Genomic DNA, 20010 nt, shown 5'->3' with positions numbered 1-20010 from the left:
TCGGCTTCAATCGGTGTGGGAATTTCATAGACAGGCCGTACAATCGCGCTGGCCATTTTGACGTGCGATTGGGCTATTGCCTTAGGCTTCCGCTGTGGTACGTGAACAATTTTTGATTGCGGCTTCTGAGGGGATACTACCCACGAGGCTTTGCACGATTTGACATGCTTAGACGGTGACGTACGCCCAACAAGCGCCAGATCCAGTTCGTTGAGGCGCTCACGCAGAATTTTTGTTTCAGTTGCAAGCCGCTTTGTTCTCACCAGCAGTTTCGTGCATCGGGCTGATTTGACAGCTGGCGTAAGCAAACTCCCCACGCAATGATCCTCAGCCGCGTCTTTTCGCGAACGAGAAAGTTCGGCTTCCTTGCGATCTATGAGTGATTGGGTGGCGAGGAGTTGCCTTTTTAGCTGCCTCTGTTCGGTCGGTGTACAAAGTTTTGTGGAGGGTATAGTTGTGCAGCCTGTCAATAGCCCCGCAAACATCAGGAGTATAGGGTAAGATAGTCTTCTATTATGTTTAAATGAAATACTAGACATAATAACCTCGAAAATGGTGTGAGTGTTATCATGCTTTTAAAATATAGTTAATTAAATATTAACGGCGAGTATATTTAGTTGTACTCGCCGTTAAAGGTTTGTATTTGTTGTTTCTAACTCAGTATGCTTGATTTATCTCTTCTTCCGAAGAGTTTCTCCCGATTTCTGCAAGGCTTCTACAACCGCTAACGCAGTCATATTGACCACACCACGCGAAGTGACGGAAGGGGTCAGAATGTGTGCAGGGCGTGCCGCGCCAAGCAGAATTGGGCCCACATGCAGAGCGTCCGTAACCGTCTTGACCACATTCAACGTGATGTTTGCAGCATCGAGGTTCGGGAAGACAAGAAGGTTGGCTTCGCCTTTCAAGCGCGAATTCGGGAATACACGATCGCGCAGCGCCTGCGAGAGAGCTGAATCACCATGCATTTCTCCATCAGATTCTAGCTCTGGCGCCTTCTCGGCGAGAATTGCCGCTGCTTCACGCATCTTTTCTGCGCTGACCGACTCTTTCGATCCAAAATTCGAATGCGATACCAAAGCTGCCTTTGGCTCAATACCGAAGCGGCTGATTTCCTTTGCCGCAAGGATTGCCATTTCGGCCACTTCATTTGCGCTGGGTTCTACGTTGACATAAGTGTCTGTGAGGAAGAGGGCACCACGCTGAGAGATGAGCAGGCTCAAAGCGGAATAGTCGCGGATGCCAGGAACCTTGCCGATAATCTGGCGCACCACGCGGAGGTGGCGTTCGAAGCGACCTTCAAGACCACAAATCATGGCATCAGCTTCGTCACGCATAACGGCAAGAGCGGCAATTGCGGTCGAATTCGTGCGGACAATGGTACGTGCCGCTTCCGGTGTTACCCCCTGTCTGCCGGTGTAGGATAAATAGAGATCGACATAGTCGCGATAGCGTGGGTCATCTTCAGGATTGATGAGCTCGAAATCTGTTCCCGGGCGAATCTTGAGCCCGTAGCGGCGTAATCGCGTTTCAATAACCTGCGGGCGTCCGACGAGGATGGGAGCAGCGATGCGCTCTTCGATTACGACCTGTGCAGCGCGTAACACCCGCTCATCTTCGCCGTCAGCATATATGACGCGCTTCGGCTTTTCCTGCGCGCGGGCTGCGGCAAAAACCGGCTTCATGATGAGACCGGAGCGGAAGACGAAGCGGTTCAGACGATCAAGATAGGCTTCCATGTCTTCGATCGGGCGCGTAGCAACGCCTGTGTCCATAGCCGCCTTGGCGACTGCCGGTGCAATGCGCAGAATCAGGCGCTGATCGAATGGCGACGGAATGATATAGTCGGGTCCGAAAGTAGGCGTATCGCCAGAATAAGCCCGCGCCGCGACGTCCGAAGGCTCCTCACGGGCAAGGGCAGCGATCGCTCGAACGGCTGCAAGCTTCATTTCCTCGTTGATAGCAGTCGCGCCAACGTCGAGGGCACCGCGGAAGATATAAGGGAAGCAGAGAACGTTGTTGACCTGGTTCGGATAATCTGAACGTCCGGTGCAGATCATGGCATCAGCGCGGGCCGCACGAGCCTCTTCCGGCATGATCTCCGGCTTCGGGTTGGCGAGAGCCATGATGAGCGGGTTCTCAGCCATCTGCTTCAGGAGTTCAGGCTTCAGCACACCGGCCGCCGAAAGGCCAAGGAAAACGTCGGCACCGCCGATGACATCCGCCAAAACACGCGCATCCGTCTTCTGTGCGTAAACTTCCTTCCAGCGATCCATCAGCGTGTTACGGCCTTCGTATACAACGCCCTCAATATCGCAGACCCAGATATTCTCGCGCTTGACACCGAGTTTGACAAGAAGATTGAGGCAGGCAAGGGCTGCAGCGCCGGCGCCTGATGTAACAATCTTGGCATCACTGATTTTCTTGCCGGCAAGCTCCAAACCATTTAGCACTGCCGACGCAACGATGATGGCTGTGCCATGTTGGTCATCATGGAAGACAGGGATGTTCATTTTCGCGCGAAGCTGTTCTTCAACCTCGAAGCACTCAGGCGCTTTGATGTCTTCAAGATTGATGCCGCCGAAGGTCGGTTCTAAAGCGGCAACGACGTCGACAATGCGACCGATTTCATGCGCATCGATTTCGATGTCGAATACGTCGATGTCGGCGAATTTTTTGAAAAGGACGGCTTTGCCTTCCATGACCGGTTTGGATGCAAGTGCACCAATATTGCCGAGGCCCAGAACCGCGGTGCCGTTCGACACTACAGCAACGAGATTGCCGCGGGCGGTATATTCGGCGGCAGTTGCGGGGTCTTCGTGAATTGCGAGGCAGGGAGCGGCTACGCCGGGCGAATAAGCCAACGCTAAATCTCGCTGGTTGCCAAGGGGCTTTGTCGCCTGAATTTCCAGCTTTCCGGGCTTAGGATAACGATGGAAGAACAGGGCTGCTTCATCAAAATCTGAACGGGAAGTGGAAGGTGTTTTTTTGGTCATGGTCGCATCGCTTTCCAAAATTTCTCGTGCAGAGCTAGAGCTCGTTTGCACGTGGAGCGGCGTTCGCATACAGGTTCTGCATGTAGATTCCGCACACCGGGCCATTATTGTTCTTAATCTATCGGCTCAAATCTCAGTAGGCCCGTTTTCGAGAATGAGTTTTTCCAAATCTGCTGATCTATCGGTTGTTGCTGTTAAAATGCACTCTGATATGCGCCGCCATCGATAACGAGATTCTGCCCGGTAATGAACCCGGAATGTTCCGAGCAAAGGAAGGCGCAGGCTTGACCGAACTCTTTCGGCTGGCCAATCCGTCCCGCAGGAATCGCCGCTGCCCGCTTCGCAGCTTCCATCTCCGCTGTTGTGCCATTTTTCTCGGCTGAGAATGCAAAACCACCGCGAAGACGGTCCGTATCGAACGCACCAGGCAGCATGTTGTTGATTGTCACATTTGAGGCAGCGACCGTGCGGGCGATGCCAGCGAGAAATGCTGTCAGGCCCGCGCGGGCTCCCGACGAGAGATCAAGACCGGGAATAGAGGCGTATACCGATGTCGATGTGATGTTGACGATGCGGCCAAAACGGCGCTCGACCATCCCATCAATAACAGCCTTGATCAGCTCGATGGGTGTAACCATGTTTTGTGTCACACCTTGAAGGATGGCGTCGCGATCAAGAAGACGGAAATCCTTGAAAGCCGGACCACCATTATTATTTACGAGAATGTCTGGTGTCGGGCAGGCGGAAATCAGTTTAGCCTGCCCTTCAGCGGTAGATACATCTGCAGCAACGACTACAACCTTTACGCTAAATGTCTTGTGAATTGCGTCTGCTGTCGCAGCGAGCGTTTCTTCATTTCGTCCATTAAGAACAATATCGCATCCAGCTTCGGCAAGCGCCTCAGCGCAGGCTCGTCCAAGCCCTTTGCTGGAAGCACACACAATTGCTTTTCGACCCTTCAGGCCCAAGTCCACAGCTTGATCCTCGCATTTTGTTCAAGTTTTAGAGACATGCCACCAAGCAAGCGGTTCGATCAACCGGATTCTGGTTCATGGGTGCATATGTCCACCTTTTACAGGTGAAAACGCTATCCAAGTGAACAATACTTGGTGAACATTTCTATTCCAGGGGCGGAGTGAATTCCGCTCTCGGTCTTATAAACGATCCGTTATCGACCTGCTCCAGCGCATGAGCCAGCCAGCCAACAACACGCGCTAGAGCAAACAGAAGCAGCGGCGCATCCAGAGGCAAATCATAGACTTCTGTTGCGGCTGCGAGCGCGAAGTCGACATTGGGTTTCTCGCCGAGAATATCCGTAGCGCTTCGTTCCAGATCGCGGTAGGGGGTAGGCAACTCCAGATGTTCCAGCAATGCGGATGCGCGAGCATCGCCTGTTTCGCGATAGAGTGGGTGACCGAAGAAGTGGAATTGTGCCCCTTGTCTAAGCTTGTCTTTGATTGCTGCTTCCGCTCCTATTTCCCGGGCCTGTACAACAATTGCGGCAGATGTGGCAGCAGCGCGTCCGTGTCGCGGGCCGATCAATGTTGATAGTCCGGCGAGAGTCGCCGCAGACAGTGGCGCGCCCGTCGACGCCGCGACGCGGGCGGCGAATGTTGATGCATTGAGTTCATGGTCTGCAAGAAGAACCAGTACACGCCGGATCAGATCGCTTGCCCGTGGCCTTTGCCAGGCTAGCGCAATGCGCTCGTGTATTGGCATATTGGATGACGGTACACCAAGTACAGTATTATGGAAAAGTTGTAACAGGCCGAAAGCCTCCCGCTGCAGAATCGCTGCGGAACGTCCAGAACTCGGCAGATCGTTAGCGGCGCGAAGACCAAAAACAGCAAACAACCGTTCTAGTGGCGTGGTACCGATTTGGTTGCCAACCATATTTGTTTCATTGTTGCCGATGGTTAAATTGTCGAAATCCATCTGCCACAACAGTGCCGCCACCTCTTCCAGTGTGGCAGTTTCAGATAGTTCGGCAGCGTCACATCCACGATAGAGAAGCCGGCCATCGATAATAGTAGAAATGCCCGAGCGCATGATTGGCAGCCCCCAGCGAATGGTATCAGCGGCAACCGCACTGTCTCTCTTGCGTCCGGGACGCCTGCTGGCAAGGCGATGCACGTCCTCTGATCGGTATAGGCTGCGTCTGGGATCGTCAGGCAATGGTTTGGAACGGATGCGTCCCCGACTAACGTTTGCATAAAGTGTCTGCGGCTTTGTCTGAAGAACGGCGAGGGCTTCTTCCGCTGTTAGCCAGTTCATTATTGCACCCTATATTGATCTATTTCATCAAGATTGACGTCAATTATACTTGGATTCAATGTCCGAAAGCAAACAAGGAGAATTGCCATGAACAGCGGACTTGAAGATGTAATTGCTGCCGAAACCGTGTTGTCAGACGTTGATGGGCTTGCAGGCAGGCTGGTTATTCGTGGTCGATCGCTGGACGATTTGGTTCCGCAAAGCAGCGTTGAGGATGGGATCGAGCTTCTGTGGAACGGTTTTTTTGAAGACCTACCCAAGGGTGTCGAACTACAGAAAGCGCTTGGCGAGGCGCGCTTGCAGGTGTTTCATCATGCGGATGCGCTTGATGATACATTGATGGAACTATCACCTGTGGAAGCGCTTCGCGCATTGATGGCTCGTATCGCTGACGAGGATGATCTGACTGCAGCCTTGTATCTGATGGCAGCGCCGGCTGTTTTTACAACGGCCATTTTGCGCGCGCACAAGGGACGACGTCCTGTTCGTCCTGACCCGGCGCTTCCGCACAGCGCAGACATTCTTCGCATGATGAATGCTAGAATGCCTAATGAAGCAGAAGTCGCTGCGTTAGACACTTACCTCATGACTGTTTCTGACCATGGATTGAACGCCTCGACTTTCGCCGCGCGCGTAGTCGCCTCGACGCGTGCCGGTTTGACCTCTTCGCTACTTGCGGCGATTAGTGCCTTGAAAGGGCCATTACATGGCGGGGCTCCAGGTCCGGTACTCGATATGCTGGATACTATCATGAGTCCTGACAACGCTGAACGATGGCTCGAAACCGCCGTCGCCAATGGAGAACGGTTGATGGGGTTCGGTCACCGGGTTTATCGTGTACGCGATCCCCGTGCAGATGCCTTGAAAGGTGCTTTGAAACGCATCGAAATCGTTGGGAACGAACGCGAAAAACATCGCGTGGAATTGGCCGAAGCGGTGGAGAAGGCTGCTATTGCGGTTCTCAAACGCCACAAGCCGGACCGCTCTCTCGAAACGAATGTCGAGTTCTATACCGCTCTGTTGCTTGAACAATTAGGTTTCCCGCGTGAGGCGTTTACCTGTGTATTCGCAATGGGAAGAACGATGGGTTGGATAGCACATTGTCGTGAACAGATGGCAGCGAACAAGCTCATTCGTCCGCAATCGCGGTATGTCGGCGCAAAGGTAGAACTCGTTGCTTAAAACGGGTGTTGGGAGCGGTGCGGAAGCCTGTCCGCGTGTTAAAATAAGCCGTCATATCTTTGTGACATGAATCGGGTTTTCTGTGCTCAGATCAGGTTGCCGTCGAAAGGGACAACCAAATGAGCACCGACGCTCCACAACACAGAAAACTCCGGACTCTGTTTATTTCGGATGTACATCTGGGTTCCAAAGCCGCACAGGCCGAATTGCTTCTGGACTTTCTCCGTTATCATGAAGCTGAGACGATCTATCTCGTAGGGGACATTGTCGATGGCTGGCGTCTGCGGCGCAACTGGCATTGGCCTCAGGAACACAATGATGTGGTCCAGAAGCTGCTTCGCAAGAGCCGGAAGGGCGCCAATATCATCTACATCGCCGGTAATCACGACGAATTCCTACGAAATTTCCAAGGGACGCACTTCGGCGGCATCGAAGTCATGAACCGGGCGATCCACGAAACGGCGGATGGCCGCAAGTTTCTCGTTATTCACGGCGATCAGTTTGACGTGGTGGTGCGCAATGCCCGCTTCATCGCTTATCTGGGCGATTGGGCTTACGATACGGCGATCTGGATAAATACGATTATGAGCCGGGTCCGCTCGATGTTCGGTCTGCGCTACTGGTCATTTTCAGCCTGGGCGAAATTCCGCGTAAAAAAAGCAGTCAATTTCATCGGTCAGTTCGAGAATGTGGTTTCGGAAGAAGCGCAGCGGATCGGAGTGGATGGTGTGATTTGCGGACATATCCATCATGCCACGATCGAAAGCATGAATGGCGTCGAGTACATCAATACGGGTGACTGGGTGGAGAGCTGCACAGCGGTGATCGAGCATTTTGACGGACGGATGGAACTCCTCGAATGGACGGAACGCCGTGATCGCCGCCCAACGACAGGGAGCGTTGTTTCTGATGGCGAAGAGCGTGACGAGGGCAGTGTGATCCAGCTGCCTCGCCCGGTTCGTGAATTGGCGATTTTTCGCTAATGAAGAAAATCGTCATCGTCACCGACGCCTGGCACCCTCAAGTCAACGGCGTTGTACGCACGTTGACCAAATGCCGCGATCTGATGATTGAGCGGGGATACGATGTCACAATCATATCGCCGCTTGATTATCGTTCAGTCCCGTGTCCGACCTATCCGGAAATCCGCCTTGCCTTGACGACGCCAGGTAGCCTAAGACGGCGTTTGACGGCTATGAGGCCGGATTATGTGCATATCGCAACCGAGGGCCCGCTGGGGGTCATGACGCGGCGTGCATGTCTGAAAATGGGCTGGTCCTTCACGACGAGCTTTCACACGCGGTTTCCAGAGTATTTGGAGGAACGCTTTCCTATTCCGCCGCGCTGGACCTACGCATTTCTACGACGTTTTCATAATGCGGCTCAACATACGCTGGTGCCGACTCAATCCATTCTGGATGACCTCAAAGGGCAAGGTTTTACACGGCTGGAACTCTGGACGAGAGGTGTTGATCGTACACTGTTTTATCCTCGCTCGGAGAGGATTAAGGAGCTGCCGCGACCGGTGTTCATCTGTGTGGGGCGCGTTGCTGCGGAAAAAAACCTGCCAGCATTTCTGGAACTTGATCTTCCCGGCACGAAACTCATCGTCGGAGACGGCCCCTCTCTGAACGATTTGCGTGCGCGGTTTCCAGAAGCAGCGTTCGTCGGTAAACGGGAAGGTGAAGCATTGGCAAACACTTATGCCGCAGCCGATGTGTTTGTTTTTCCAAGCCGGACAGACACGTTCGGTCTCGTTTTGCTTGAAGCGATAGCCTCTGGCTTGCCGGTTGCAGCCTATCCGGTGCCAGGATCGCAGGATGTTGTCGGAGCAACCGGTGCGGGTATCCTCTCTGAAGATCTGAGAGAGGCATGCCTGGCGGCTCTGCAAATGGAGCCGTTTGAACCCGCACAAGTGCTCAAATCATTCACATGGGACGCTTGTGCGGACATTTTCGAAGGCGCTCTCGCTCCTATCCATGAAGCCGTGGACGAGAGCTGTCAACGTGCAGGTCAACCCCAAACGGCGGCTTTTGGCGGATAAACCAGCGCGCCTTCATAGCGTAGTCCCGGGTCACGATCATGTGCGAGAAGCAGCGGGCCATCAAGGTCAACCACATCAGCTTTCTGGGCAAGCAGGACCGCAGGTGCCATGCCGAGCGACGTTCCGACCATGCAGCCCACCATGATCTGAAGGCCGAGATCGATTGCCTTATTTCGCATAAGAAGGCCTTCAGTTAGTCCACCTGCCTTGTCGAGCTTGATATTGACGGCGTCATAGCGCTTGGCCAGTTCCTCAAGTCCAATCGATGTATGAACGCTTTCGTCGGCACAGATAATGACAGGTCGTTCGATTTCGCTGAGAATATGATCATTATTTGCGGGTAAGGGCTGTTCGATAAGAATGACGCCCGCGTCCGCTGCTGCTCGCATGTTCCCGGCGATATTCTCCGCTGTCCAACCTTCATTCGCATCAATGATTATGCGGCTATTCGGTGCCGCATTGGTGACCGCGTGGATTTTTTCGATATCGTTTTCGCCGCCCATTTTTACCTTGATGAGCGGATAGTGAGCGACCTTTGCTGCTGATTCCGCCATCTCGGAAGGTGACCCGAGCGAAACGGTGATTGCGGTTTCAAGTGGACCGGTTGGAGTGCCAAGCATCGCGGCGACACTTTTGCCCGTTTTCTTGGCTTCAAGGTCCCATAAAGCACAATCCACAGCATTGCGGGCAGCACCTGCTGGCATCAAATTCTGGATATCCTGCCGCGAGGCTCCATGCTCGATAGCAGGGCGAACGGCTTCTATCTGTGCGAATACACTTTCGATGCTTTCCCCATAACGTGCATAGGGGACGCATTCGCCGTGCCCTTGATGGGCACCGTTGCCGATCACACACACAACGACAGCCGCTTCCGTCTTGGAACCTCTGGAGATTGTGAATTTTCCGGCGATGGGATAGCGTTCTACGATGATATTCAAGGTATTGTGCATAGAGATGCCCTCAGGGACGCAGTATTTCGGTCGTTCAACGACTCGTATATGAGGTAGGCCATGTTGACCGACACTGCCGACAAAGCAAGAGCTACCGATAATCCTGCGCCGAAGATTGATTTGGTGGAGGAGGATGGTGCGCGGCGTATTCGGTTGAGTGGTCGCTGGGTCTCGCAGAGTGTCAATCTTGTTGATGACAGAATGCGCAGTCTCGAAAACGCAGACGAACACAAAGCCACGATAATTGACGTCTCTGGCGTATCCAGTCTTGATACGGCCGGTGCTTGGCTAATTGAACGGATGCGGCAAAGGCTGGAGACAAAGAGTGCTGATGCGCAACTCGAAGGTGTGCATAAATCCTGGCTTCCTCTAATGGAGGAAGTGGGGCAGGCCGTCCAACGCACTCTGGATACTCCGCGTCAGAAAAAGCCTTTCTTTTTCATTTCGTTTCTGGCTGCGCTTGGCGGTGGCGTTATCTCTATGGGTAACGACTTCAAGATGGCAATGCACATCCTTGGGGCCACGATCCGCGGAGCCCAGCTGAAATATGGACGTGGAAGTGGTATTCCCGTTGCAGCTATCGTCACGCAAATGGATCGTATGGGTGTTGGAGCGATTCCCATCATCATTCTGATGTCGACGATCGTTGGGGCCATCATTGCTCAGCAGGGTGCATTTCAGCTGCGCTATTTTGGCGCGGAAATCTTTGTTGTCGATCTGGTGGGCATTCTGGTCTTGCGCGAACTTGGCGTTCTTCTGACAGCAATCATGATTGCAGGCCGTTCCGGTAGTGCGATTACAGCGGAAATCGGCTCCATGAAAATGCGCGAAGAGACCGACGCTTTGACGGTTATAGGCCTCAATCCTGTGGGGGTTCTCGTGTTCCCCCGCCTTGTTGCGCTTGTCGTGGTCTTGCCATTGCTCACGATCATTTCAGATATTGCCGCCTTGGTCGGGGCAGGTGGGGTTGCCTGGTTCTACTCGAATATTTCCCCTGATGCTTTCATCAGCCGTTTACATGACGCCGTTGCGTTGAACACCTATTTTGCGGGTCTTATCAAGGCTCCGTTCATGGCCATGATCATCGGAATCCTCGCTTCGGTAGAGGGGATGAAGGTCGGCGGCAGTGCAGAATCACTGGGTCGTCGCGTTACGGCTTCCGTTGTGAAGGCAATTTTTGTGGTTATTGTCGTGGACGGTTTGTTCGCGATGTTCTACGCGGCGATTAATTTTTAGAAGCGGCTTATACTCTTTGTTTTTAATGGGTTCTTTGAGACACAGTTGCACAAAAAATTGACCCCTCAATCGTGTTCAACGGTTCAGTCCGAAGTCAAGCTCGGTTAAAGAATGGTTATGGAGAACGGCATCGACCACCGGTCGCAATCGCAGGACGAAGACAACCGCCAGACGGCCGTACCGATGATCTCGGTGCGCGACGTGACGGTTTCTTTTGGGCGTCAGACGGTGCTCGACAAGCTGTCGCTTGAGATTTACCAAGGCGAGGTTCTGGGCTTTATTGGTCCTTCCGGATCGGGCAAATCCGTGCTGATGCGGACCATTCTTGGTCTCAACAAAAAGCAGTCGGGTGAGATCGAGATTCTTGGCCGGGACATCGATCAGCTGAATGAGCTGGAAAAAATGTCTATCGACATGCGTATGGGTGTCTTATTCCAGCACGGAGCGCTATTTTCGGCGCTGAATGTTCTTGAGAATATTCAGGTTCCGATGCGCGAATATCTCGATCTGTCACCGAAACTGATGGACGAGTTGGCGCGACTGAAAATAGACCTTGTCGGTCTGAAGCCGGATACGGCAGAAAAGTTCCCGTCCGAACTGTCTGGCGGCATGATCAAGCGCGCCGCCCTTGCGCGTGCTCTGGCGCTGGACCCGGACATACTGTTTCTTGATGAGCCGACATCGGGTCTCGATCCTATCGGGGCCGCAGAATTCGATGATCTGATTGCCAATTTGCGGGATACGATGGGACTGACCGTCTATATGGTTACTCATGATCTCGACAGTCTTTTTGCAATTTGCGATCGGATTGCTGTTCTTGGAAACAAGAAGGTACTTGTCAGCGGCACCATTGAAGACATGCTGACGGTAGACGATCCGTGGGTTAAATCCTACTTTCGGGGCAAGCGTGCGCGCCAGATCGATCCATCGGCGCCAACGAGACGGCGGCCCGGCAGCCGCTTGCAAACTGGATAAGATATGGAAACTAAGGCCAATTATGTACTGGTGGGTGTCTTTACGCTGATCGTCAGCCTGTTGGCTTTCGCATTCGTGTTCTGGATTGCCCGTTTCGGGGAAGCACGCGATTCTTTGGAGCTCGATGTTCGTATCCCAGGTTCTGTTACCGGCCTTTCGATCGGAAGTCAGGTTCTGTTCAACGGTATCAAGGTTGGTGATGTTCGGGCGCTGCATCTAGACGAGACCAATCCGGAAATGGTGATCGTCAAAACGCGCGTCAACGCGACGACGCCTATTACTCGATCAACCGCCGCAACTCTTGGTTTTCAGGGGCTGACCGGGCAGGCTTATATCGAGCTGAAGGGTGGTCGTCTTGACGAACCCAATCTTCTGACCGAGGCTGCGAAGGTAGACACGGTTGCCCGTATTGATGCCGATCCATCTGCCGTCAACAATCTTCTTGCCACCGCTCAGGATATCGCAGCACGTGCAAATTCGGTGCTCAGTCAGCTGGAAGGCTTCGTAAAGGATGCGCGTGGACCACTGACGGATACGATCAACAACACAAAGACCTTTACCGATGCTCTGGCAAAGAATGCCAACATCATTCAGGAACTTGGCGAAAACACCGGAAACATCAACCAGATCGTCACTGACGCAAAGGACATGATGGCTCGCTTGAACGCGGCTTCCGTTCGAGTCGATGCCATTCTGGCGAAGACCGATAAGCTTTTGTCGAGCGACGACAAGAATGGTGTTGTCGCACAGGCAAAAGCAACGCTGGAATCGATCCGTCAGGCTTCCGACAATCTCGACAAGCGGCTTGGGCCAATTGCGGACAATCTGCAACGGTTTTCCGGTCAGGGTCTGCGTGAAGTGCAGGGCGTGGTTCTTGATAGCCGCCGTGCCATACAGCGCATAGAACAAGCCGTTACCGAACTTGAGCGTAACCCCCAGCGCCTTATCTTCGGCGGGCCGGGTAGCGTGCCTCAATATGATGGGAGGAAGCGTCATTGATTTCCAAAGCTAGGTCCAATGACATGAAATCACGAGGCATGTTCCGTCATAAAGGTTCCGTTTCGATCTTGTTAGTCGCGTTTCTGGCGGGGTGTGGCACTACTACGCCGCTGGATACGTTCAATCTGTCAGCGCCACAGCCCGGCGTGACTTCGCCAAGCCGCAAGAGCACTCAGTTGCTGGTTCCGACGCCAACAGCTCTCAAGGCGCTCGACAGCGAGAATATCGTTGTCAGTTCCGCGCCCGGCTCTATCGAATATCTCAAAGGCGCCCAATGGGGTGACAGGCTGACGAATATCGTACAGTCCCGTCTGGTACAGGCCTATGAGAACACGGGGGTCTTTGGCGGAATTGGCCGTCCGGGAGATGGACTGGCGATCAACTATCAGATCCTGACCGATCTCCGCATGTTCGGCATTCAGGCCTATGCTTCACCAAAGCTTGCCGTGGTCGAACTGGCCGTGAGGTTGATGAACGACAAAACCGGCGAAGTTCGCGCGACCCGCGTGTTCCGTACGGCCATCCCGGTGAGCGGTACAACAAACGCAGCCTACGTGAAGGCGCTCAATGCGGCTTTTGAACGGACTGCTAGCGAGATTGTGAGTTGGACAGTGACAGCGCTTTAAACCGAGGCAAGATAAACAATAAAAAGGTCGGCGTGTTGCGCCGACCTCAGATTGATTACAAACCCCTCGATTTTTGGAAGCAGTCAAAAACGAGGGGTTTTGATTCCGATTTGTTCACGTTCTGAATATGGGACGTTCCGTGAATCTGAGGTCATTTTGACCCTGCCGGAGGTTTGTCAGCAGCTTGAGGTCGGCGTGTTGCGCCGACCTTTTTTCTTGAACGGAACCAACCGTTGTAATTTCTGTCAGTCAAGCAAAAACGCGACCCGAAGGCCGCGTTTTCTTTGAGTTCTGGTCTTAGCGGAGACGACCGCTTGCATGAGCAAGCATGGTGTAGACCTTGCCGGTGTCCGAGGTGAGATAGGTCCGCGTTACCATGTTATCCCGGTCATTGCGGGCTACATCTTCAAGCAGGCGCTGGAAGTCATCCATGTAGCGGTCAACAGCGCGGCGGAATTCACCATCTGTCTGATACTTGCGCTTGATATCGTCAAACGTCTGCTGACCCTTCAGCGTATAGAGACGACGGGTAAAGACATTCCGTTCGCCGCGACGGTAACGGTCCCAAAGTTCCACCGAAGCTTCGTGGTCGATAGCGCGAGCAATATCCACCGAAAGCGAATTCAGCGATTCAACGACATGGCTCGGTGAACGAGGCGTCGCGGTCGGCTGAGCCTTTGGCTGGGCTGCTTCTTCCTCCTCGCGGGAAGCGCGGGCAAGGAGATCGGACACCCATCCGCGCGGCTTTTCCGCCTGCGTGGCTGCCGGAGCAGGTTGAGCCTTTGGCGCATCGTAAGCGCGCTGACGGATTGCAACATCTGCCTGCGCTACCGGTGCTTGAATCGGAGCTGAACGAGGTGCGACCGCTGCCGGACGCGAAACCGGACGATCTGCACGGCTTTCGCCGACATCGACCAGACGACCAGACTTGTTGACAATTTCGGCCAGTTCCTTGAGCGCGTTGATCTGTTCGCTCACGGCCTTGCGCATGGCGGTCGTGGTTTCCTTGGCTTCTGCAGGCATGTCGAGAACACCGCGCTTCAGCTCGCCACGGGTCGTGTTGAGCTCGTTGCGGATTTCGCTTGCCGTGCGACGGATATCGTCGGTTGCCGCAGAGAATTTCTGTGCAGCCTGCTCGACGATTTCCGAAACGCTTTCGCGCATCTTCTCGGCAGACGAACGGGTCTGGCCTTCGGCGCGCTGGAAAGCAGAAGTCACCAGCTCCTCGAAGGACTGCATCAGCTTTTCGACGCCTTCCGACTTCTCGACCAGGCCCGATGCTAGTTTGTCGAGCGCCTGATGGCGATCTTCAAGCGTGCTGACGAGGCCGTTCTGGGCCGTATTGATCATGTCGGAAGCCGAGGAGAGAACCTTTCCGTGCTCTTCGAAGCGGTCGGCAATGTCTGCGATCTGCGACAGCGTACTGTCGGAGAGTGCGCGCAAAGTACCGATATTGTTGTCGATCAGACCGGTGGAAGCCTGGAACATCTGCGCTGCACGATTGGTGTTCTCAACGAAGCTGGAAGTCGTGTCTACAAGACGACCATCGATATCCGTGAGATTGCGCGTTGCGGCATCGATCAGCTTGCCCAGTTCGCCGTTCGACGCAGCAAGGCGGTCGATCAGCTCGCTAACATTGTCGGAGAGACCAGTCTTGGCCTGCTGAACGGCGGCAATTGTTTCTGCCGTGCGGCTTGCAAGTGCATTGACCAGAGCGGCATTTTCCGAACGAAGTCTGTCAGTAGCAGCGTGGGTTGCTTCTTCAAGCTGCTGTGCCAGTCCACGACCGCTATCAGCCAGCCGCTGTACAAGCGGTTCTGCCGTATCGTTAAGAATCTTGGTGATTTCCTGCGAACGGGCTGCGAGAACGGCATTAAGTTCACGGGTACGTTCTTCCAGCGTCACCGCAGTCGTGTCGGTGACCTGTGCAATACGTGCCTCGACGGAACCCAGTTCCATCGTGATGCGCGAACCGATATCACCCAGACGGGTTGCAATCGCATCTGCGCGTTCTGCAAGGCGCGTTTCGGTACCGGCGAGATTGTCGGCAACGCTGGCCGAGAACGACTCGCTATGACCCGCAAGTGTTTCGCTCGTCTTGGATGCCGTATCTGCGATCCGGGCCTCAATCGAGCTAAGTTCGCCGGTGAGGCGGCTTTCGATTGCTTCAAGACCGCTGGCGATGGCACTGGCGCGTTCGTTGAGGCGTGTTTCCGTGCCAGCCAAATTGTCGGCAACGCTCGCAGCAAAGGCTTCGCTATGGCCAGCAAGTGTTTCGCTCGTCCTGCTTGCCGTGTTCGCAATCCGGGCTTCGATCGAGCCGAGTTCGCCGGTGAGACGGCTTTCGATCTCGCCAAGACGACCGGCAATCGCATCGGCACGGTCGCCGAGACGGGCCTCGGTGCCCGACAGGTTGTCGATCAGGCGGGCGCTGAATACTTCGCCGAAACCGTCCAGAGCTTCACCAGCCTTGGCTGCTTCAGCCGAAAGCGTGCTCGCGGCTTCACCAATCTTCTCGCGCAGCGAGCCAGCAACGATGCCAGCGCTCTGCTCTAGCGCACGACGAACATTGTCGACGCCGATGGTGAGTGCCTTTTCCATCGTCTGTGTGCGTTCTTCAATAATGCCGGTCTGGCCTTCGAAAGCGCGGCTGATGGTCGAACTGCTGTCGGCGATTGCATTGTGCAGGCTGGCCGTGCGCTGTTCCAGAATGTCGCTGTGATCCTGCAGTGTCTTGCTCAGCGATGCTGTGCTGTCGCTCAAAGTCGAGCGGATTTCGGCAGCACGGGTTTCGATGGTACGTTCGTGACCGTCCAGAATGCCGGAGAGGGTATTGTTGTGGTCATTCAGGACAGTGTGAAGGCCGTTCGTGTGTTCCTCGACCTGACGGACATGTTCGCCGATAGCGGCGGCGAATGCATTGCGACCGGCACTGATGGATTCATTCATACTGCTTGCGCGTTCATCAAGAATACGTGCGAGCGTGTTCTGATTGTCTGCAATAAGCGCCTGTAGTGAATTTACTCGTTCGTCGAAGGTACGAGCGAGAACTTCACGGTTTTCATTGAAGTTATCGCGCATTGCAGCGGCGCGCTCATCCATCAGTTGAGCAAGCATGGTCTGATTGCCAGCAATGACGCCATGAAGCGCGGTCGCGCGCTCTTCCAGGGAACGGGCATGGTCTGCAAAGCTCGCATCAAGCAATGCGGAGTGGCTTTCCATCGTCTGGCGCAGTGCGTTGGTCCGCTCTTCCAGAATTGCCGCATGATTGTCGGCAACCGAGTTGAGGGCTGACGCACTGGCATTGACCGCATTTTCGATGTCGCTCGTGCGTGCAGCAAGCGTATCGGCATGGCCGCGGATGACGGAGGAAACGCGTTCGGTTTCGCCTTCCAGCGACGCAGCGAGTACGTCGCGGCTTTCAGCAAGCTTGCCTGCAAAGGCATCGGCCTTTTCACCAAGAATATTGCCGACGCTTTCACCGATAGACGTCAGATCTTCGCCGATCTTCGTCTTGGTTTCGTCGATCATCGTGCTCAGAGACGTGCGACCGCTGGAGAAAGTTTCCGCGATTTCGCGAGTACGAGCGATCAGGTTTTCGTTGATCTGGCGCGAACGGGTTTCGAGAGCTGCATTGAGTTTTTCAGTGCTGCTGTCGAGAGCATGCGCGCGAGCTTCAAACTCGGTTAGAAGCGACCGGCCGCGCTCGGAAAGGGTGCTTTCCAGATTGGCAAGACGGGTATCGAATTCGCCGACCATCGACTGCGTCGCATTGCCGAGCAGATTGGCGATACCGGTGGTACGTTCGTCCAGAGCCTCGGCGAGACGATCGGACACCGTGCGCGACTGTTCGTCGAGCGTCGCGATCCGCGTATCGAGCAGATTTGCGAAAGCTTCGCCCGATGTCGTAATGCGCGAACCGATGTCGCCTGTGCGGGTTTCGATGGCTTCGGCAATGGCGCCGCCGCTTTCATTGATGCTGCCAATCAGGCGCTCGCCCGATTCGCTGAGCAGGGTGCTCAATTGCTGCGAAGCTGAAAGAACGTTGTCGCGGATGATGTTGGAAGCGCTCGAAAGCTCTTCCTTCAGCTGTTCATGGGCACCGGAGATGGACGAGCGCACGCGCTCGGCATGGCTGACGACGGCTTCGCGCTCATTGCCAAGGTCGCTTACCAGCGAACGAATACGAACCTCGTTATCACTATAGGCGCGTTCAAGCTGGTTGACTTCCGACTGGACGAGTGTTTCCAGCTCGACGGCCCGCGCCAAAGTGCGTTCAATGCCTTCGTTCATGGCGGCGACTTCGCGGCGCACAGCCTGTCCAAGGGTCGAAACGCGGTCACCGGATACAGCTTCCGGCTGGAGCAGCCGCATGGCAGCTTCCGACATGCTACGAGCTGCCGTATGCATTTCCTGTGCACGTTTCACGAGCTGTGCAAAGCCCCAGAACATTGCGACGGGCAGCGCAACACCCGCAATGACGCCGAGACCGGCAGGCGAGGTGAAGAAGTCCTTGGTAGCCTGAAAGCTTGCGAAGACATCGGGATTGATGGCCTTGCTCAGTGCAACGCCGCCAGCAGCCCACAACACGCTGATTGCGGTTGTTGTCCAGAAAAGCTTCGAGGAGTTTTCCGTCGCGCGGCGTGGAGCAGCAATAATCGTCTTTTTGCTGCGGGAATCGTCATTTGCTGGCGTGAAAGTAGGAGATGCGACGTTGGCGGCGGTCGCGGCAGGTGTAGCGGCAACAGGCTTGCTGACAAGAGGTTCAGGCGTCGGCGCTGCAACATTCGACGTGTTGGCAGGCTTGTGCTGAACGCTGGCCGTGGCTTGCGAAACTGGTCCGGCGGCTTTCACAACCGGCGGGACCGGTGGTGCTGCTGGCGTTGCAATCACTGAAGCAGTGGTGACGGCTACTTTCGCAGCGGTCTCCACAGGGGAGACAGCAGCCGGTTCGGCTGTCTTGGTCTTCTGTTCGGCAACCAGTTCTTCAGCTGCGCGCGAAATCTGCTCTTCCAGATCGTCGACCGAGAAGCCGTCATCGAACGCACTCAGGTCCATGTCGATATCAAGATCGTCGCCGAAATCGATATCGAGTGCCTGTTCCAGTGCCTTTTCAACCTCAAGATCGAGCTTCTGTGCCTTGGATTTGGAAGCCATTGTTTGCCTACCTCGTACTCAATACTGCGACGGCCGGACCATAAAAAGGCCGTTACAAAACTTTCTCCGCCATTTTGCATCGTATCGGCTCGGGCTTGTTAAGGAAATAGGCGACTTCTGCCGATACCTAAAACTTTAAATACAAGGTTAACGGAAACCGGCTCAATTCGTGAAAATTCGACATTTCCGGGCTTTCCGCGTTTACCAGCAAGTTGTGGAAATCGGTTCAGGCTGTTTCCTTCATCCGACAATGCTCTACGGATTTATTAATAAAAATACCCGTATAGAATGCCTGAGTAATATTCTCTCACTTCATGGTTGCGCCGACCGAATGCGGGATTCTATCCATCATTCCTCACTGTCTCTCAATTCACATCATATGATGCACTTCCTGCAGACGGCAAGGAAGAGTTTACCGGCTTTAGGCGCAACTGTCAGATTTGGCAGGCATGCAAACTCTCAGTTGATGCACGGCATATTGGCGCAGTTACAGGCTTGAGTGCGGTCAAGGTTGAAACTATTTGCAGAACGCCGTATCTGCCATTCCGAGTTTACTTGCGTTTTCCGTCGGAACGGTGACGAACGCCAAAGATGAAGATCGCGCGGAACTTGCGTGTTTCAAGGAATGAAAATGACGAAGATCGTATTCGTATCAGCTGATGGCGCGACCCGGACCGAGGTTGAAGCCGACAACGGATCCAGCGTGATGGAAGCTGCCATTCGCAACGGCATTCCAGGCATCGATGCGGAATGCGGCGGCGCTTGCGCCTGCGCAACCTGCCATGTCTATGTTGATGAAGACTGGAGTGACACTGTCGGTGGCCCCGACGCGATGGAAGAGGATATGCTGGACTTCGCCTATGAAGTTCGCCCTACCTCGCGCCTTTCATGCCAGATCCGCGTGTCGGATGACCTTGAAGGCCTCGTCGTGCAGGTACCTGAGCGCCAGAACTAAATTATTGAAGAAATGGTGATGCGATGGGTGTAGAACCGCATAATGATATTGTCATTATCGGCTGCGGGCCCGTCGCACTTTTCTCTGTTTTTCAGCTTGGGCTGTTCGGATTCAGGTGCCATCTCATCGATGCCAGTGATCGGCCCGGTGGTCAATGTACGGCGCTCTATGCCGACAAGCCGATTTACGACGTGCCCGGTTTTCCCGAAATCATGGGCGGGGAACTCGTAGAACGGCTTCTCAGGCAGATCGAGCCGTATAATCCCGTTTTTCATTTCAACAAGATAGCGGCCAGCATCGCAGTCGATGACGACAGTGTGGCCGTTGGCATTCGTAATGGTGACAAGCTAAAAGCGCGCGCAGTGGTGATTGCATCCGGTCTTGGTGCGTTCAACGGGGACGGACAGGTCATCCGTCCCGACCCGCTGGCCGAGCTTTCTTTTATTAAGACGGGTAACATGCTGGCTGTGAGCCCCGAGACCTTCAGAACTTCAAGTCCGATGGTCTACGCTATTGGGGATGCCTGCCATTATCCGGGGAAACTGAAACTCATCCTGTCCGGATTTCATGAAGCCGCTTTGATGACGCAGGCTATAAGGCGCGAATTGTGCTAGTT

At 54.4% G+C, this 20010-nt stretch carries 14 protein-coding genes; 9 read left to right on the top strand and 5 right to left on the bottom strand.

Going from position 1 to position 20010, the window contains the following annotated elements; genetic code table 11:
* Positions 1–671: 671 nt before the first annotated feature.
* From JNC70_RS10800 to JNC70_RS10790, 3 genes are all read right to left on the bottom strand, one after another.
* Positions 672–2996, bottom strand: coding sequence for an NADP-dependent malic enzyme (locus JNC70_RS10800; protein WP_104756425.1), 2325 nt, complete (start codon positions 2994–2996; stop codon positions 672–674).
* 194 nt (positions 2997–3190) lie between these two features.
* Positions 3191–3970 (bottom strand): SDR family oxidoreductase, encoded by a 780-nt coding sequence (locus JNC70_RS10795; RefSeq protein WP_104756298.1) that lies wholly within the window; start codon positions 3968–3970, stop codon positions 3191–3193.
* A gap of 145 nt (positions 3971–4115) precedes the next feature.
* Complete coding sequence (locus JNC70_RS10790) at positions 4116–5270, bottom strand: citrate synthase (protein WP_104756297.1); 1155 nt, start codon at positions 5268–5270, stop codon at positions 4116–4118.
* An 87-nt stretch (positions 5271–5357) separates the two neighbouring features.
* On the opposite strand from JNC70_RS10790, the gene JNC70_RS10785 reads away from it, so the two are divergent.
* The 3 genes from JNC70_RS10785 to JNC70_RS10775 all read left to right on the top strand — a co-directional run bounded on the left by JNC70_RS10785 (position 5358) and on the right by JNC70_RS10775 (position 8496).
* Positions 5358–6452, top strand: a complete 1095-nt coding sequence (locus tag JNC70_RS10785; RefSeq protein ID WP_104756296.1) for a citrate synthase/methylcitrate synthase — start codon at positions 5358–5360, stop codon at positions 6450–6452.
* 119 nt (positions 6453–6571) lie between these two features.
* Positions 6572–7435 (top strand): UDP-2,3-diacylglucosamine diphosphatase, encoded by an 864-nt coding sequence (locus JNC70_RS10780; RefSeq protein ID WP_104756295.1) that lies wholly within the window; start codon positions 6572–6574, stop codon positions 7433–7435.
* The gene (locus tag JNC70_RS10775) at positions 7435–8496 is read left to right on the top strand and encodes a glycosyltransferase family 4 protein (protein WP_104756294.1); all 1062 of its coding nucleotides are present in this window, start codon (positions 7435–7437) and stop codon (positions 8494–8496) included. Before JNC70_RS10780 ends, JNC70_RS10775 begins: the two co-directional genes overlap by 1 nt.
* Here the strand turns inward: JNC70_RS10775 and dgcA are convergent.
* The gene (gene dgcA, locus JNC70_RS10770; protein WP_104756293.1) at positions 8466–9446 is read right to left on the bottom strand and encodes an N-acetyl-D-Glu racemase DgcA; all 981 of its coding nucleotides are present in this window, start codon (positions 9444–9446) and stop codon (positions 8466–8468) included. The genes JNC70_RS10775 and dgcA overlap by 31 nt on opposite strands.
* A gap of 60 nt (positions 9447–9506) precedes the next feature.
* On the opposite strand from dgcA, the gene JNC70_RS10765 reads away from it, so the two are divergent.
* The 4 genes from JNC70_RS10765 to JNC70_RS10750 all read left to right on the top strand — a co-directional run bounded on the left by JNC70_RS10765 (position 9507) and on the right by JNC70_RS10750 (position 13282).
* Positions 9507–10682, top strand: a complete 1176-nt coding sequence (locus tag JNC70_RS10765; protein WP_104756292.1) for an ABC transporter permease — start codon at positions 9507–9509, stop codon at positions 10680–10682.
* 111 nt (positions 10683–10793) lie between these two features.
* Positions 10794–11657 (top strand): ABC transporter ATP-binding protein, encoded by an 864-nt coding sequence (locus tag JNC70_RS10760; RefSeq protein WP_104756291.1) that lies wholly within the window; start codon positions 10794–10796, stop codon positions 11655–11657.
* A 3-nt stretch (positions 11658–11660) separates the two neighbouring features.
* Entirely contained in the window at positions 11661–12656 is a 996-nt protein-coding gene (locus JNC70_RS10755; RefSeq protein WP_104756290.1) for an MlaD family protein, read from the top strand.
* A 23-nt stretch (positions 12657–12679) separates the two neighbouring features.
* Entirely contained in the window at positions 12680–13282 is a 603-nt protein-coding gene (locus tag JNC70_RS10750; protein ID WP_425350164.1) for an ABC-type transport auxiliary lipoprotein family protein, read from the top strand.
* A 297-nt stretch (positions 13283–13579) separates the two neighbouring features.
* Here the strand turns inward: JNC70_RS10750 and JNC70_RS10745 are convergent, their stop codons facing one another.
* Positions 13580–18439 (bottom strand): apolipoprotein A-IV repeat region-like domain-containing protein, encoded by a 4860-nt coding sequence (locus JNC70_RS10745; protein ID WP_104756288.1) that lies wholly within the window; start codon positions 18437–18439, stop codon positions 13580–13582.
* A gap of 631 nt (positions 18440–19070) precedes the next feature.
* Here JNC70_RS10745 and JNC70_RS10740 point away from each other — a divergent pair.
* Both JNC70_RS10740 and JNC70_RS10735 read left to right on the top strand, forming a co-directional pair.
* Complete coding sequence (locus tag JNC70_RS10740; protein WP_061346270.1) at positions 19071–19394, top strand: 2Fe-2S iron-sulfur cluster-binding protein; 324 nt, start codon at positions 19071–19073, stop codon at positions 19392–19394.
* Positions 19395–19417: 23 nt separating this feature from the next.
* Positions 19418–20008 carry an FAD-dependent oxidoreductase gene (locus tag JNC70_RS10735; RefSeq protein WP_104756287.1) on the top strand — a complete coding sequence of 197 codons (591 nt, stop codon included), beginning with the start codon at positions 19418–19420 and terminating at the stop codon, positions 20006–20008.
* The last annotated feature ends 2 nt before the right edge of the window (positions 20009–20010 follow it).

Source organism: Brucella oryzae (genome assembly GCF_041929965.1).
GTDB lineage: Bacteria > Pseudomonadota > Alphaproteobacteria > Rhizobiales > Rhizobiaceae > Brucella > Brucella oryzae.
This window is presented reverse-complemented; position numbering and strand designations above follow the sequence as displayed.

Excerpts from the sequence above, each read along its gene's own strand:
- JNC70_RS10800 (WP_104756425.1), bottom strand. The coding sequence starts at position 2,996 with ATGACCAAAAAAACACCTTCCACTTCCCGTTCAGATTTTGATGAAGCA.
- JNC70_RS10790 (WP_104756297.1), bottom strand. The coding sequence starts at position 5,270 with ATGAACTGGCTAACAGCGGAAGAAGCCCTCGCCGTTCTTCAGACAAAG.
- JNC70_RS10785 (WP_104756296.1), top strand. The coding sequence starts at position 5,358 with ATGAACAGCGGACTTGAAGATGTAATTGCTGCCGAAACCGTGTTGTCA.
- JNC70_RS10780 (WP_104756295.1), top strand. The coding sequence starts at position 6,572 with ATGAGCACCGACGCTCCACAACACAGAAAACTCCGGACTCTGTTTATT.
- JNC70_RS10775 (WP_104756294.1), top strand. The coding sequence starts at position 7,435 with ATGAAGAAAATCGTCATCGTCACCGACGCCTGGCACCCTCAAGTCAAC.
- dgcA (WP_104756293.1), bottom strand. The coding sequence starts at position 9,446 with ATGCACAATACCTTGAATATCATCGTAGAACGCTATCCCATCGCCGGA.
- JNC70_RS10765 (WP_104756292.1), top strand. The coding sequence starts at position 9,507 with ATGTTGACCGACACTGCCGACAAAGCAAGAGCTACCGATAATCCTGCG.
- JNC70_RS10760 (WP_104756291.1), top strand. The coding sequence starts at position 10,794 with ATGGTTATGGAGAACGGCATCGACCACCGGTCGCAATCGCAGGACGAA.
- JNC70_RS10755 (WP_104756290.1), top strand. The coding sequence starts at position 11,661 with ATGGAAACTAAGGCCAATTATGTACTGGTGGGTGTCTTTACGCTGATC.
- JNC70_RS10750 (WP_425350164.1), top strand. The coding sequence starts at position 12,680 with ATGAAATCACGAGGCATGTTCCGTCATAAAGGTTCCGTTTCGATCTTG.
- JNC70_RS10745 (WP_104756288.1), bottom strand. The coding sequence starts at position 18,439 with ATGGCTTCCAAATCCAAGGCACAGAAGCTCGATCTTGAGGTTGAAAAG.
- JNC70_RS10740 (WP_061346270.1), top strand. The coding sequence starts at position 19,071 with ATGACGAAGATCGTATTCGTATCAGCTGATGGCGCGACCCGGACCGAG.
- JNC70_RS10735 (WP_104756287.1), top strand. The coding sequence starts at position 19,418 with ATGGGTGTAGAACCGCATAATGATATTGTCATTATCGGCTGCGGGCCC.